Source organism: Xanthobacter albus (assembly GCF_043194895.2).
Taxonomy (GTDB): domain Bacteria; phylum Pseudomonadota; class Alphaproteobacteria; order Rhizobiales; family Xanthobacteraceae; genus Xanthobacter.
The window spans coordinates 1444185-1458273 of the sequence record NZ_CM195532.1 but is presented as its reverse complement, the minus strand read 5'-3'; the positions used below and the strand labels follow the sequence as shown (position 1 = coordinate 1458273).

The following is a 14089-nucleotide window of genomic DNA, read 5'->3' as shown; positions in this document are numbered from 1 at the left end:
GACCGGAACTTGAACCGTTCCAGGCTCACGTGTCGGTCAAGGAATTGCATTGACCCGCGGAAGAGGAACTTCCCCTTCAATGCCAGCGTCTTGCCCGATCTCCCGCAGCAGCGCCCAGGGGTAGATCCCGCGGTCGTGCCCGTCGGAGAAGGAGAGGTTGAGGCCGTAGGAGCCGAGCAGGCTCACGCCGGTCACGGTGATGTCGGCGCGCACCGGCGCCTCGATCCCGATAACGCGCAGGCGCTTCTCCCCGGCGGACTGGGAGCGAGCCCGCAGCTCCGGGGCGCCGAGCGCCTCCACCGCGCCGTCCTCCCACACGAGGGTGAGGCGGCGCTTGTCCGCCGAGAGACGGATCTCCACTGGCGGGTTGGGGTTCGGGGTGGTCATGGCTGGGGTCTCCTCGCAGGGTCGATGAAGATCACCACCCCCGCGCGGCCGCCCGATAGCAACAACTTGACAGACCCCGCCGCCCGCTTGGGCCTAAGCGAAGGCCATCCTCACCGTTTCAGGACGCGATCATGGCCTTCGTCGTCACCGAGAACTGCATCCGCTGCAAATACACCGACTGCGTGGAGGTCTGCCCGGTGGACTGCTTCCACGAGGGCGAGAACATGCTCGTCATCAATCCGCAGGAATGCATCGACTGCGGCGTGTGCGAGCCGGAATGCCCGGCCGACGCCATCATCGCCGACAGCGCGGAGGGCGCGGCGCCCTGGCTGGAGATCAACCGCAGATATGCGGCGCTCTGGCCCGTCATCGCCGAGCGCATCGAGCCCCTCGACGACGCGGAGGACTGGAACGGCCGCCCGGACAAGCTGCCCCTCCTGAGCGACAAGGCCGCCGAGGCCCGCTGACCCCCTCCCGCCAGAGCGTTTTCCGCTCGCACTGGCTCGCGGCAGCCGCTCTGGATTATCGAGATCGCGCATTTTCAAGCGCACCGGCATCCACTTCGCTTGAAAATGCTCTAACGGACACCGCCATGACCCTGCCCCTCTCCGCCGAAGACCTGGCCCAAAAAGCCCCCGACGGCATCTTCATCGAAACCGTCACCAGCGTGACCCATTACACGGACCGCCTGTTCCGCTTCCGCGCCACCCGGCCCCCGAGCTTCCGCTTCCGTTCCGGCGAGTTCGCCATGATCGGCCTCCTGGCGGAGGGCAAGCCGCTCTACCGCGCCTATTCCATCGCCAGCCCCGCCTGGGCGGAGGAACTGGAATTCTTCTCCATCAAGGTGCCGGATGGGCCGCTGACCTCCCGCCTGCAGATGGTCCGCCCCGGCGACGGCATCCTGATGCGCAAGAAGGCCACCGGCACGCTGGTGCTGGACGCCCTCACCCCCGGCCGCCGGCTCTACATGTTCTCCACCGGCACCGGCATCGCCCCGTTCGCGAGCCTCATCCGCGATCCCGAGACCTATGAGAAGTTCGACGAGGTGATCCTCACCCACACCTGCCGCGAGGTGGCGGAGCTGAAATACGGCTTCGACATCGTGGAGGAGGCGCTGTCCGATCCGCTGGTGGGGGAATACGCCGCCGGCAAGCTGCGCCATTACGCGAGCGTGACGCGCGAGGATTTTGCCCACACGGGGCGCATCACCGACCTCATGCGCAGCGGCCGGCTCTTTGCCGATCTCGGCGTGCCGCCCCTCGACCCCGCCGTGGACCGGGGCATGATCTGCGGCTCCATGGGCATGCTGCGCGACACCCGCGACCTGCTCCTCGCCGCCGGCTTCACCGAGGGGGCGAACGCCGCGCCCGGCGCCTTCGTCACGGAACGCGCCTTCGCCGAGTAACGATGCCGGATGCGGCAGAGCGCGGGCCGCGTCCCGCCTGGGCGCGGCCCTTTTCGCGCTTCGGGCGGCTCAATCCTCCGGCAGCATCTCGCGGAACAGCTCGCGCACCTTGCGCCGCGCGAGATCCAGCGCCTCGCGCCCCATGGGGGTGGCGCTGTAGAGCTTGCGAATGGAGCGTCCGTGGCGCTGCGCGCGGGCGGTGAGGTAGCCCTTGCGCTCCATGGCGTGCAGCAGGGGATAGAGGGTGCCGGGGCTGAGGCGGTAGCCGTGGCGCGCCAGTTCCTCGATCATCCACTGCCCGTAGACCTCGCCCTCCACCGCATGGTGCAGGATGTGCAGCCGGACGAGGCCGGACAGAAGCTCCTGATGCTCCACCCGCGCCTCCCGCACGCGTTCGAGAAGGGCCGCCCGGCTAAAGAAGGTCCAGCACCCGGCCCTGGCTGTCGACCGCCCGCACCCGGCAGCCGGGATTGACCCGCGCCACCGTGTGCATGGCATTGGTGATGTTCTGCGGCAGATTCTCCACCGTCATCACCGTGCTCCAATTGCCGGTCCGGTTCTGGAACTGGACCTGCACCTGCTCGAACGCCCCCGCCATGCCGCGCCCCGTGATATCCAGCCATATAGAGCGTTTTTGAGCGAATTGGGTACCGGCTCCCGGGAAGAAAACGCGTCGACGCAGGAATCTGAAGGGTTTCACCGGCGCCATGAAACGGCGCCCCCCTCCAGCGGACCAGCGCTACCCGACATGCAACCGCCGCCCGCCCCTCAGCCGATCTTGAACGCGCGCACCTCGGGCGGCATCTCCACGCCCGGCAGGTTCCTGGGGTCGGCCACCGGCGGGTCCACCACCATGCGCACCGGCACCACCCCGGCCCAGACCGGGAAGGCATAGTCCTCCGCCTCGTCCTCCGGCTGGCCGGTGCGCACCTTGGCGGAGGCTTCGGTGATGGGCAGGCAGAGCACGGTGGTGGCCTTCAGCTCCTTGTCCTTCACCGGGCGCAGGCGGTCCCACTGGCCGGGGATGACGCCGTCCACGAAGCGCTGGAGCTGGGCCCTCTTCTCCTCCGGATCGGTGACCATCTCGGCCTGGCCGAAGATCATCACCGAGCGGTGGTTGATGTTGTAATTGTAGGCCGAGCGGGCGAGCACGAGGCCGTCGATCAGCGAGACGGTGATGCACACCTCCTGCCCCGCCGTGGCGCGGATCATGCGGCTCGCCGCCGAGCCGTGCCAGTAGATGCGGTCGCCGTCGCGCCACTGCAGGGTGGGTGTCACCACCGGCCGGCCCTCGTGCACATAGGCCACGTTGCACACCGGCATGGCGTCGAGGATGGCGTGGATGGTCTGCGGCGCGTAATCGGCCAGCTGGTGGTAGCGCTTGACGCGGGTGCGTTCGCTCGGGGCGTCGGACATCGGGTAACTCGCCTCCTCGGCAGGGACGGCGCATGAAGCGGCCTGGGGGTACCTCATAGCAAAGGCCCATGAGCTTGGCTCATGGGCCTTTCGTCACTTGCGGCCTTGCCCGCGCGCCGGCGCTGGAAAATGCCGCTCAGGCGTCGCTGAACTGGTCGAAGGCGCGCAGGGCGTCGGCGGCGTACATCAGGGCCGGGCCGCCGCCCATGTACACGCACATGGAGAGCATCTCGGCCACCTCGGCGCGGGTCGCGCCCAGGTCCTTCAGGGCCTTGGTGTGGAAGCCGATGCAGCCGTCGCAGCGCTGGGTGACGCCGATGGCGAGGGCGATCAGCTCCTTGGTCTTCTTGTCGAGGGCGCCGTCGGCGCTCGCGGCCTTGGCGAGGCTGTAGAAGCCCGCCATCGCATCCGGCGTTTCCTTCCGCAGCTCGGCGGTGTAACGCGAGATATCGGCGATCAGCGCCTTGTAGTCCTTGCTCATCGGTGACCCCTTCATATTATGATTTTCTAATATCATCATATTATGATGCGTCAACGCCTACCTCCTCCGCGCGGACGGAGGGCGCGTGGGGAAAGCCGGGAGAAAAGGGCGGGCAGACGATGGAGGCGGCATGACCAGGGGCGCGGACACCGGCGGCGGCCGGATCGACACCGCCGGAAGCGACGGCCCCCACGCCTTCGCGGACGATCGCTCGGAGGCGGCCGCGCAGTTTCTCAGCGGGCTCGCCAATCCGCGCCGCCTGCGCATCCTGTGCCAGCTCACCGCGGGGGAAAAGAGCGTCTCGGAGCTTTCGGACGCCACCGGCATCTCCCAGACCTCCATGTCCCAGCACCTGGCGAAGCTGAAGAGCGAAGGCATCGTCACCTTCCGGCGGGAGCACCGGCGGCTCTATTATTCCATCTGCAACCCGGTGGTCACCGAGATCATGACCGCCATCTACGCCAATTTCTGCGCCCTCAGCGGGGACGCGCCGCGCTGACGGCGGGCAGGAGGCCCTCCAGCGCCGCGCCGAGATCGTCCCGCAGGGCGAGGGAGCCCGTGACGTTCAGGTGGCCGCCGTCGGTCATGGCCACCTTGCCGTCCACCAGCGGGCGACAGGCGGCGGCATCGCAGAAGCGCAGGCGCGGCAGCACCACCCGCACCAGCGGATTAGCAGCCATGGCCGCGAAGGCCCCCTCCACCCGGCGGGGCCCCACCTCGGCCTCCGCCGCCGGCAGGCCGCAGCCCTCGTCGTCGAGGCCCATGAAGCGCCGGCGCGCCACGCAATGCCCGCCGCCGCTCGCGAAGGCCACCGCCGGCGCCACCAGCACCACGCCCCGCCCCGACGCCGTGATCTCCCCCACCGCCGAGGCGAGGGAGGCGAGGTCGTCGTCGAGCCGCCCCTCGGCGCCCCAATTGCCGCCGATCACCACAATACGGATGGCGGGATCATCAAGGATCGACTTCAGCGAGGCGCCACGGAAGGCGTTGCACACGCCGCTTTCCTTGGTGCGCGGCGCGGTCGCCTCATCCTGCGGCCGACGCGGCGCGCAGCCGGCCTTGGTCACCTGCACGAGGCCGAAGCCCATCTGGCGCGCCAGCGCGTCGAGCGCCGGGCCATGATGGTTGGCGAGGGAATCGCCCCATAGCGCCATCTGCGGCACGCCCGCCGCCGGGTCACCGAAACGGCAGCCGGCCGGCGGCACGGTCTGGTTGGGGCCGAGCAGGCAGGCCTTGGTGCCGCGCCACACGTCCGCCACCGCCCTCTCCGCTTCAAGCGCCCGCGCCGGGGCCCGCCCGGGCAGCCCCTGGGCCAGCACCAGCGCGAAGCCCGTCGCCACCAGCACCGCCAGCGCGCCGAGGCCGAGCGTGATGCTCCTCAGCTCCGTGCGCAGGGTGGTGAAGCCGGCGCGGCGGAACGGATTTTCCACGAAGCGCCAGGAGAGCGTGGCCAGCACCACCGCCGCCGCCACCGCGCCCGCCACCGCAACCGGCGAGAGATGGGGCCCGTTCAGCAGGCGCAGGAACACCAGGATGGGCCAGTGCCACAGGTAGAGCGAATAGGAGATGAGCCCCACGAAGGCGAGCGGCGCCAGCGCCAGCAGCCGCCCGGCGGCGGTGGCGCGCCCCTCCGCCCCCGCCCACAGCACGAACAGCGCCCCGAGCGTCGGCAGCAGCGCGCTCGCGCCGGGAAACACCGTGTGACGGTCGAACAGCGCCACCGCCGCCAGGATCATGGCGACGCCCGCCGCGGCGACGATCTCCGCCACCAGCGGCCGTGTGAGGCGCGGCAGCAGGCCAAGGGCCAGCGTCGCGCCCAGCAGCAGCTCCCAGGCCCGCCCGGCGAAATTGTAGAAAGCCGGCCCCGGCCGCAGCACCGCATTGCGCGTGGCCAGGAACAGGGAGGCGGCGATGAGGGCGTACACCACCACCGGCCGCAGCCGCTTCAACCGCGGATGGGCGAGCCCCGCCAGCAGCAGCGGCCAGAACAGGTAGAACTGCTCCTCGATGGAGAGCGACCAGGTGTGCAGCAGCGGCTGCTCCTCGGCCACCGGGCCGAAATAGGACGCCACCGAGAGGAAATAGCGATTGGCCAGGAAGGTGGAGGCCGCCTTCAGCTGCTCCCCGTAGCCGATGAGCAGGGCCGGCGGCAGCAGCACCAGCGCCGCCACCGTGGTCGCGAGCGCCATGGCCACATAAGCGGGCAGGATGCGCCGCACGCGCCGGTCATAGAAGCGGGCGAGGCTGAAGCCGCCCTTGTCCAGCTCCGCCGCGATGACCGAGGTGATGAGATAGCCGGAGATGACGAAGAAGACGTCCACGCCCACATAGCCGCCGGGGGCGAGGACCGGATTCGCGTGGAACAGCACGACGGGAATCACCGCCAGCGCGCGAAGGCCGCTGATGTCCGCACGATATCGCATCAAGGAGGTCCAGATCCGTCCCCAGGGCCATCCGCCCCGGCCTGGGGCCCGGACGCAGCTCCCGCGCGGCCCGTCGCCCGCCGCGAAAGCAGGCGCGGGCGCGCCGCGCGGGAGAGAGGCCGAGCTTATGGCAAAGACTGCCCCGCCCGATCAAGCCGGCCGGGAGGACGGGACGCGGCCCGTGCCATCATCCCCGGTCTTCCGGCGGCGCCAAGCGGATTCGCTCCCGCGCCCCACCCCGCCGGAAGCCCATGAGAGTGGAGCTCACGGGCCTTCGGTATCAGCCCTGCATGGCCGCCCGCTCCTCCGCCTGCCGCTGGTTTTCCGCCCGCTTGGTGACGAGCGAGGCGATGATGACCACCACCGTGACGATGGCGATGAGGATGGTGCAGACGGCGTTGATCTCCGGCGTCACGCCCAGGCGCACCTGGGAATAGATGCGCATGGGCAGGGTGGTGGCGCCGGGCCCGGTGGTGAAGCTCGCGATCACCAAGTCGTCGAGCGACAGGGTGAAGGCCAGCATGAAGCCGGAGACCACCGCCGGCAGGATCAAGGGCAGGGTGATGGTGAGGAAGGTCTTCAGCGGCGGGCAGCCGAGGTCGAGCGCCGCCTCTTCCAGCGTGCGGTCGAAGGTGACGAGGCGCGACTGCACCACCACCGCCACGAAACACATGGTGAAGGTGATGTGCGCGAGCAGCACCGTCCAGAAGCCGCGATCGAAGTTCACGGCCACGAACAGCAGCAGCAGCGACAGGCCGGTGATGACCTCGGGCATGACGAGGGGCGCGTAGATCATGCCCGAGAACAGGGTGCGCCCGGCAAAGCGCCCGTAGCGGGTGAGCGCCAGCGCCGCCATGGTGCCGAGCACCGTGGAGACCAGGGAGGAGAAGAAGGCGATGCGCAGCGTGACCCACGCGGCATCGATGAGCTGCTCGTTCTCCAGCAGCGCCCAGTACCACTGGGTGGAGAAGCCCGCCCACACGGTGACGAGGCGCGAGGCGTTGAAGGAGTAGATCACCAACAGCAGGATGGGGATGTAGAGGAACGCGAAGCCCAGGGCGATGGACGTCACGTTGAACCAGGTGAGGCCCTTCTTCATTTGCCGGCCTCCAGCTCACGCTGCTGGATGTTCTGGTAGATGACGATGGGCACCACCAGCACCAGCAGCAGCAGCACCGCCACCGCCGAGGAGACGGTCCACGAGCGGTTCACGGTGAACTCGGTCCACAGCGACTTTCCGATCATCATCGTGTCGGAGCCGCCGAGCAGGTCGGGGATCACGAACTCGCCCACCGCCGGGATGAAGCACAGCAGCGCGCCCGCCGCCACGCCCGGAAGCGAGAGCGGGAAGGTGATGGTCCAGAACGCCTTGGTGGGCGGGCAGCCGAGATCGGCGGCGGCCTCCAGCAGCGTCAGGTCCAGCTTTTCCAGCGCCGAGTAGAGCGGCAGCACCATGAACGGCAGGTAGGAATAGACGATGCCGATATAGACGGCCGTGTCGGTGTTGAGGATTTCCAGCGGCGTGTCGATGAGCCCCAGCGCCATCAGCCCCTGGTTCAGAAGCCCCTCGGGCGAGAGGATGCCGATCCAGGCGTAGACGCGGATCAGGAACGAGGTCCAGAACGGCAGGATCACCAGCATCAGCAGCGTGGGCTGCATGGAGCGCGGCGCGCGCGCCATGCCATAGGCGATGGGGTAGCCCACCAGCAGCAGCAGCACCGTGGAGATGGAGGCGATGACCAGAGAGGAACCGTAGGCCTGGATGAACTCGTTCGAGAAATCCAGCACATACAGGTAGTTATCGAGGGAGAGCTGGGACAGGAACGCGGTGAAGCCGGCCCAGCCCTGGGAGAGATCCAGCAGCGGCGTGTAGGGCGGCTGCGCCACCGCATCCTGCGACAGCGAGATCTTGAACACGATGAGGAACGGCGCCAGGAACAGCGCCAGGAGCCACAGATAGGGCACCGCGAGCACCAGATACCGCCCGCGCCCCTTCTCGCCCGCCATCGCCATGGACGCCTCCTTCAGCGGGTGAGCACGACGCCGGCATGGGGCGCGAACGTCACCCACACCTTGTCGTCCCAGGTGATGGGCCGCTGCACCATACGCGAGAGGTTCGGCTGCGAGACCTTGATGCGCTGCCCGCAGGCGAGCTCCACATGGTAGATGGACAGGTCGCCGAGGTAGCCGATGTCCCAGATCTCGCCCTCGAAGCAATTCTCCGAGGTGTCGGCGGGCGGCTCCAGCGAGATGCGCAGCTTCTCCGGGCGGATGGCGATGCAGGCTTCGTCGCCCGGCTTCAGGTCCGCCCCCTGCGTCACGTGCAGCGGATGGGGCGTGATGGGCGAGGACAGCCGCAGCTCCTCGGCGGAGGCGGAGAGGACCTTGCCCTCCACCAGGTTCACCTCGCCGATGAAGTCCGCCACGTAGCGGGTGGCGGGCTGCTCGTAGATCTCCGCCGGCGGGGCCACCTGCATCAGCACGCCGTGGTTCATCACGGCGATGCGGTCGGCCACCGTCATGGCCTCTTCCTGGTCGTGGGTGACGATGAGGAAGGTCATGCCCAGGTCCATCTGCAGGTCCATGAGCTCGAACTGGGTCTCCTCGCGCAGCTTCTTGTCGAGCGCGCCGAGCGGCTCGTCGAGCAGCAGCACCTTGGGGCGCTTGGCCAGCGAGCGGGCGAGCGCGACCCGTTGGCGCTGGCCGCCCGAGAGCTGGTGCGGCTTCCTCTTGGCGAACTTCTCGAGCTTGGTGAGCTTGAGCATCTCCTCGACGCGGGCCGCGATGTCCGCCTTCGGCATCTTGTCCTGCTTCAGGCCGAAGGCGATGTTGTCCATGACGTTCATGTGCGGGAACAGAGCGTAGGACTGGAACATCATGTTCACCGGCCGCCGGTAGGGCGGAATGCCGGAGATGTCCTCCCCCGCGAGGGTGAGGCGCCCTTCGGTCGGCTCCTCGAAGCCGGCCAGCATGCGCATCAAGGTGGTCTTGCCGCATCCGGAAGGGCCGAGAAGGGCGAAGAACTCACGCTCGTAGATGTCGAGGCTGACATTGTCGACGGCGGTGAAATCGCCGAATCGCTTCACGATGTTCTCGAAGCGGATCAGCGGCTTCTTTTCGGGATCCGCCCAGGGCTGGAAGGTCCGCCGGACGGCGCCGATGGTTTGATTGCGCGGCTTTTCCGCAGCCATACTGTCCCCCGCAATGGCCTCTCACACCGAAGGCTACAGAGGGACGCGAAAACGCTCAAGCGGTGAGCACGCGCAAAAAAGCAGCTTGCACCGCGCAACCGGCAGGCACGGCGCCGGCCGGCACCGAAAGCGGCCCTGGGTGTCCAGCGGCCTTGCGCAAGGCTCAGCCGGCGCGATGTGGACGCGCCTGTTCATAACTCCCCCTTTCCGGCATGGCGCAGCAAAAGATGACGAAATGCCCTTGCGCCCCCCGAACCCATGTGGCAGATGAAGCCGCCTGACGGCGAACGAAGTTTCGCCGCTGTTCGAGGCGGGGCTGATATTTTCTCATCCCTCCTTGAACCGGGCGCTGCGGTAGCTCAGTGGTAGAGCACTCCCTTGGTAAGGGAGAGGTCGAGAGTTCAATCCTCTCTCGCAGCACCAGCCTATGGCGTTGACGCTCCAGAACATTTGGAAATAGAAGGGCTTCGGGTCGCTCCACTGCTACACAGGAGCGCTACACAGTGGCTCTTCCCATGCCTCGTCCAACGCACCGTCACGGCTCCTCGAACCTGACCTTTCGCAAGCGCATTCCCGCCGATCTTCGTGGCAGGGTCACGGGCCAATCGGTCCTGATCCACTTCCCCGCCCACGGCCACGAACCGGAATGCACCGTCGCGGCCACCCTTGGTGCCTCCGAGGTCACCTTCTCCCTGCGCACCCGCGATCCGCAAACAGCCAAGGCACGCACCGGCATTGCCGAGGATCACCTACAGCGCCTCTTCGTCAGCCTGAGGACCGGCCCGACGCGCCTCTCGCAGAAGCAGGCGGTGGCCCTGGCGGGGGCGTGGTATCGGGACTTCGTCGCGCGGCTGGAGGATAACCCCGGCAAGTCGCTCGTGTTCGAGAAGCTCCAACAGGCGGTTGGCGAGCGGCTCGACGACAGCTCCGCGCTTCGAGCGGAGATGGCCCCATTCGTGGATGACCTGCTATCGGCCCGTGCCCTCGTGGTGGATGACGACAGCCGGGAGCTGCTTGCCACCGCCATGAGAGGAGCGATTAGGGATGCGGCAGGGACGCTCCTGAGGCGGGCTGAGGGCGATTACGGGCCGGATGCTGTTGTGCAGCGGTTCCCATCGGAAGCCGCTCTGCCCCGGCCGGAAATCGGTGGAGCCGCAAAGACGCCTTCAACGGGCAAGGGTGTGACCCTGACCGGCCTTGCAGAGGCGTGGGGGCGGGAGCGGCAGCCGCGAGCGAAGACATTGGAAGAGCACCTGCGGGTGGTGAAAGCGTTCGTCGCATTCGTCAAGCATGACGACGCCACGGCGATCACTCCAGAGGACGTGGTCGGCTGGAAGGATGCCCTTGTTGCCGAGGGCCGCCTTGCCGCCAAGACCATCAACGCCAAGTATCTCACGCCGCTGGGCACCGTCCTCAACTGGGGGAAGGCGAACCGCAAGATCACCAGCAACCCGGCTCAGGGCATCCGCTCCAGCGGCAAGGCCCCGCCACGCACCCGCGACCGCTCCTTCACTCACGAGGAAGCCGCCACCATCCTGAAGGCCGCGCTTCACGCCTATGATACTCCCGGTAGGAATGCCCCGGAGATGCTGGCGGCCCGGCGGTGGGTTCCCTGGCTTTGCGCCTACTCCGGCGCTCGCGTCTCCGAAATCACCCAGCTCCGTGGGCAGGACTTCCAAGAGGTCAATGGTGTTTGGGTCTTCCGCATCTCGCCTGAGGCCGGCGCCGTGAAGACGGACAAGCCGCGCATGGTCCCCGTCCACCCCGACTTGATCCGGCAGGGGCTCTTGGAGTTCGTGAAGGAGCGCGGGGATGGGCCGCTCTTCTATAAGGAGGCTCCCTCCCACCAGAAGGGCCCTGCCAAGGCCCACCCGGCCAAGACGGTGGCGGGGCGGCTCGCCGGATGGGTCCGCGACATCGGGGTGGATGATCCCTATGTGCAGCCGAACCACGGCTGGCGGCACCTCTTCATGACGCTGTGCCGCGAGCACCAGGTGGCGGAGGAGGCTCGCTATTTCATCGTCGGCCACACGTTGCGGGATACCGGGCAGCGCTACGGGGAGGCATCGGCTGCGGCGTTGGCTGGGGAACTGTCGAAGCTGCCGGCCTTTGAGGTGGAGGAATAGCCATGGCCTATCTCGTCATAGCTACCGAGGACCATGCAAGGGCGTTGTACTGCGTTCTACGAGCTGCCGACCGAGCTGAGATCGAAGCGCGGACCAGCAAAGACCCCCTAAGTGTCCTTCTGTCCTATGCTCAGTATAATTGTGGGGTGCGCCTGTTCTCCGAGATGATGTTCTCGGACGCGGGGGAACTGGTGGGAATGTGCGGGGTGAACCCCGTTGTGAAGTTCCAACCGGGGGAGGTTCCCTTCCCGGACGGCGGTGGAACTCCGACAGGGGAGGCATCGGTCTGGATGATCGGAAGCACCCTCCTCGACGAGAAGCCTATCGAGTTCCTCCGCTCCAGCCTCGATTGGGTCGAAGACCTGAAGCGCATTTACCACACGCTCACCAACACCGTGGATGGCCGCAACACCAAGCGCATTGAATGGCTGCGATGGCTGGATTTCACCATGGACCCCACACCGTCACCCGACAGCCCGCCCGGCATCCCCTTCTATAGCTTCACGTGGACACGCAAAAAGGACACCGAGGAGTGTGCATTGCATCCGCTCTCCCCACCCTGAGCTTGGGCTTCTTGAACTTGCTCTTGGCCGTTGGCTATACCGTGGATTGCAGAAAGGTGGGGGACACGGATGTTTCGGCTGGCAATTCTCATGCTCCTGTTCGCAGCTTCGAATGCGGAGGCGCGTGTCATTCACATGAAGTCGTGCGTTATGACGATCGGCAGCTTTTGCCCAGTTGAGACAGTTGGGGGCATCGCATTCGCTGTCGCTGCTTTCGCCGTAGCGGGTTTTCCTCTCCGCTGGGTGATCAGGCGCCACGTAACAGCTCGTAGGGCAGCCGATCCTGCGTACGAGCCATCGAGTGAAGCTTTGTTCTTCTACCGCTGGGCGGGATATCTGACACTTGCGGCTGTCGGTTTCCTGCTGTTTTTGCTCTTTAGGCCATCTTAAGCTGCGGCAGGGCGTCGCACACCGCCAGAAAATTTGTCACCAGATTTGTCACCAAACTCATCAAATCTGGACTCAAGCGTTTGAGTGAACTGGAGAAGCAACGGATAAGCAATCCGTTGCTCTTTTATTCACAGGCACTTAGCTGATTGACCGAGCCCTCTGAGAGGGGGCATTTGGATCACGTCAAACGGGCACGACGCCCCGGCGACGGACCCCAAGGACCCGAGGGCGAACAAATATCGGACCGGCTGGAAAGTGCGATGCGGAAGGGCTGAGCGCGATCCGGCGGAGTGACAGGCCATGGACCTTGCGGAGGCCGGAAGTCGCTTGCGTGTGAGACATCGCCGCCACGCTTCTCAAAGCGGACGGTGGAACCCGTAGCACCTTCTTCAGTCAACGCCGCAGGACCGGGCTGCAACCCGCCTGTTGGCATCAGTCACAATCATATCAGTGGCGTTCTGCTTATCCTGAGACGGTGGCAGGCGTCAAGAAAGGCATTCCATGAAGACCATTTACTGCGCCGATTCGGAAGACGCTCGCGACCAGCGCGAATTCCTCACCTCCTGCGGGGATGTCGAGGGGAAGGACTTCGTCTTGAAGCCGCTTGACGAACTCCATGACGACGAAGTCCGGTCCCTCTTGGAAGCCGGCTTGGAGGAAGGTCGCGACTTCCGCATGGTGACGGAGGAAGAACTTGCCGGAAGCGGTGAGGCCCCCTCAGACGAAGGGCTCCGAGCTATCGAGCGCGTCGGCACGTTTCTTTCGATGATGACAGGGCAGCCGGTTCGCTTCGTGGACGCCCGAACCGGCGAGCTAATCGGACCGCTGTCGAATGCCGCGGCCTTCGGCGCTTCCGAGTTCTAGACCATCTCCGCAGGGCGTCGGCTACGGCCGGCGCCCTTCACGCCTCCTTAAGCTCCCTGGAGCGCACCTTACGCACCACGTAGCCGATGCCTCGCCCGATTGCCAGCAGCAGGAGATTCGTCCCGAATTTCACCGCGAAGCCGAGGGTGAGCATGAGCGAGCTGGCGTGTTGTAGCTCGGGCCTCACCGCGACGGCGACGACAGCGCCGGCAAGAGTCCACCCCAAGGCGACCCAGGCCAGCGTCCCCCACCTCTTGGTTCTCGCTCCTATGACGAGCAGGGCGATAAGGTTCACCACCCAGACCACCAGCACTTCGATCACCATCTCGTCCTTCCTTGGATACCGTCTCTGACTTTCCCGCCACTCTAGCCTAACTCGCACCGTCATTCCGCAGCGTCCTGCTGTTGTTTTGGTGACAGCCACGACAGGCCGCCCAACGCTGGCGATACAGCGAGAACCTTGTCGATCATCTCCCCGGAAGGGGCACACGGTGGTCAACAAGCGGTGCGTAGCGGCACCAGTCCTTCGGCTTGCTTCCCCTCGAAAGGGGAGGACCGATCGGAGACGAGGCATAAAATACGCTGGGGAGAGGTGAATTGCAGGTCTGCCTGTACGTCCACCCCTTGCCCTCTTCCATGCGCTGGCATGTGGATGATCCCCGTAAGGGACAGGCTGACCAGAGTGGTCGGCGGGAGCATCCACGTGTCGCGAGGCTGGGAGAGGGGGAGGGGGGAGAGGTGTACAGGTGTTTCTGTAAGCGTTTCTTTGAGCTTCAAGGAAAGCTCTCCGTCAGCTTTCAGAAAGCTTTCCCTCCACCGACCACCCCTTCCCATTCCGTTTTG

16 protein-coding genes and 1 tRNA gene are annotated in these 14089 nt (G+C 66.3%); 7 read left to right on the top strand and 10 right to left on the bottom strand.

The window, feature by feature from the left end:
• Window positions 1-36: 36 nt before the first annotated feature.
• The gene (locus tag V5F75_RS06555; RefSeq protein ID WP_394035975.1) at window positions 37-387 is read right to left on the bottom strand and encodes a gamma-butyrobetaine hydroxylase-like domain-containing protein; all 351 of its coding nucleotides are present in this window, start codon (window positions 385-387) and stop codon (window positions 37-39) included.
• A 131-nt stretch (window positions 388-518) separates the two neighbouring features.
• Between V5F75_RS06555 and fdxA the strand changes: the two genes are divergently transcribed.
• Both fdxA and V5F75_RS06545 read left to right on the top strand, forming a co-directional pair.
• Window positions 519-854, top strand: coding sequence for a ferredoxin FdxA (gene fdxA, locus V5F75_RS06550; protein ID WP_394035977.1), 336 nt, complete (start codon window positions 519-521; stop codon window positions 852-854).
• 125 nt (window positions 855-979) lie between these two features.
• Window positions 980-1792, top strand: a complete 813-nt coding sequence (locus V5F75_RS06545) for a ferredoxin--NADP reductase (RefSeq protein ID WP_394035979.1) — start codon at window positions 980-982, stop codon at window positions 1790-1792.
• Window positions 1793-1861: 69 nt separating this feature from the next.
• Here the strand turns inward: V5F75_RS06545 and V5F75_RS06540 are convergent, their stop codons facing one another.
• The 4 genes from V5F75_RS06540 to V5F75_RS06525 form a co-directional block, all read right to left on the bottom strand.
• Window positions 1862-2167, bottom strand: coding sequence for a PadR family transcriptional regulator (locus V5F75_RS06540; RefSeq protein WP_394035981.1), 306 nt, complete (start codon window positions 2165-2167; stop codon window positions 1862-1864).
• Between the two features lie 37 nt (window positions 2168-2204).
• Complete coding sequence (locus V5F75_RS06535; RefSeq protein WP_394035983.1) at window positions 2205-2390, bottom strand: hypothetical protein; 186 nt, start codon at window positions 2388-2390, stop codon at window positions 2205-2207.
• Between the two features lie 170 nt (window positions 2391-2560).
• Window positions 2561-3208, bottom strand: coding sequence for a pyridoxamine 5'-phosphate oxidase family protein (locus tag V5F75_RS06530; RefSeq protein ID WP_394035985.1), 648 nt, complete (start codon window positions 3206-3208; stop codon window positions 2561-2563).
• A gap of 136 nt (window positions 3209-3344) precedes the next feature.
• Window positions 3345-3689 (bottom strand): carboxymuconolactone decarboxylase family protein, encoded by a 345-nt coding sequence (locus tag V5F75_RS06525; RefSeq protein WP_394035987.1) that lies wholly within the window; start codon window positions 3687-3689, stop codon window positions 3345-3347.
• Window positions 3690-3819: 130 nt separating this feature from the next.
• On the opposite strand from V5F75_RS06525, the gene V5F75_RS06520 reads away from it, so the two are divergent.
• Complete coding sequence (locus tag V5F75_RS06520; protein ID WP_394035989.1) at window positions 3820-4188, top strand: ArsR/SmtB family transcription factor; 369 nt, start codon at window positions 3820-3822, stop codon at window positions 4186-4188.
• Here the strand turns inward: V5F75_RS06520 and V5F75_RS06515 are convergent.
• From V5F75_RS06515 to V5F75_RS06500, 4 genes are all read right to left on the bottom strand, one after another.
• Window positions 4166-6112 carry an acyltransferase family protein gene (locus V5F75_RS06515; RefSeq protein WP_394036037.1) on the bottom strand — a complete coding sequence of 649 codons (1947 nt, stop codon included), beginning with the start codon at window positions 6110-6112 and terminating at the stop codon, window positions 4166-4168. The two genes, V5F75_RS06520 and V5F75_RS06515, sit on opposite strands and share 23 nt — an antisense overlap.
• Window positions 6113-6392: 280 nt before the next feature.
• The gene (locus V5F75_RS06510) at window positions 6393-7211 is read right to left on the bottom strand and encodes an ABC transporter permease (protein ID WP_394035991.1); all 819 of its coding nucleotides are present in this window, start codon (window positions 7209-7211) and stop codon (window positions 6393-6395) included.
• Entirely contained in the window at window positions 7208-8125 is a 918-nt protein-coding gene (locus tag V5F75_RS06505; protein ID WP_393987802.1) for an ABC transporter permease subunit, read from the bottom strand. The genes V5F75_RS06510 and V5F75_RS06505 overlap by 4 nt, the downstream gene beginning before the upstream one ends.
• An 11-nt stretch (window positions 8126-8136) precedes the next feature.
• Window positions 8137-9303 carry an ABC transporter ATP-binding protein gene (locus tag V5F75_RS06500; RefSeq protein ID WP_394035993.1) on the bottom strand — a complete coding sequence of 389 codons (1167 nt, stop codon included), beginning with the start codon at window positions 9301-9303 and terminating at the stop codon, window positions 8137-8139.
• 348 nt (window positions 9304-9651) lie between these two features.
• Between V5F75_RS06500 and V5F75_RS06495 the strand changes: the two genes are divergently transcribed.
• The 4 genes from V5F75_RS06495 to V5F75_RS06480 all read left to right on the top strand — a co-directional run bounded on the left by V5F75_RS06495 (window position 9652) and on the right by V5F75_RS06480 (window position 13246).
• Window positions 9652-9726 (top strand) — tRNA-Thr (locus V5F75_RS06495).
• Between the two features lie 80 nt (window positions 9727-9806).
• Complete coding sequence (locus V5F75_RS06490) at window positions 9807-11429, top strand: DUF6538 domain-containing protein (protein ID WP_394035995.1); 1623 nt, start codon at window positions 9807-9809, stop codon at window positions 11427-11429.
• Window positions 11430-11431: 2 nt separating this feature from the next.
• Complete coding sequence (locus V5F75_RS06485) at window positions 11432-11992, top strand: hypothetical protein (protein ID WP_394035997.1); 561 nt, start codon at window positions 11432-11434, stop codon at window positions 11990-11992.
• Between the two features lie 891 nt (window positions 11993-12883).
• On the top strand, window positions 12884-13246 hold the full coding sequence (locus V5F75_RS06480; protein WP_394035999.1) for a hypothetical protein: 363 nt from the start codon (window positions 12884-12886) through the stop codon (window positions 13244-13246).
• Between the two features lie 37 nt (window positions 13247-13283).
• On the opposite strand, the gene V5F75_RS06475 is transcribed toward V5F75_RS06480, so the two are convergent.
• Window positions 13284-13571 carry a hypothetical protein gene (locus tag V5F75_RS06475; protein ID WP_394036001.1) on the bottom strand — a complete coding sequence of 96 codons (288 nt, stop codon included), beginning with the start codon at window positions 13569-13571 and terminating at the stop codon, window positions 13284-13286.
• Between the last annotated feature and the right edge of the window lie 518 nt (window positions 13572-14089).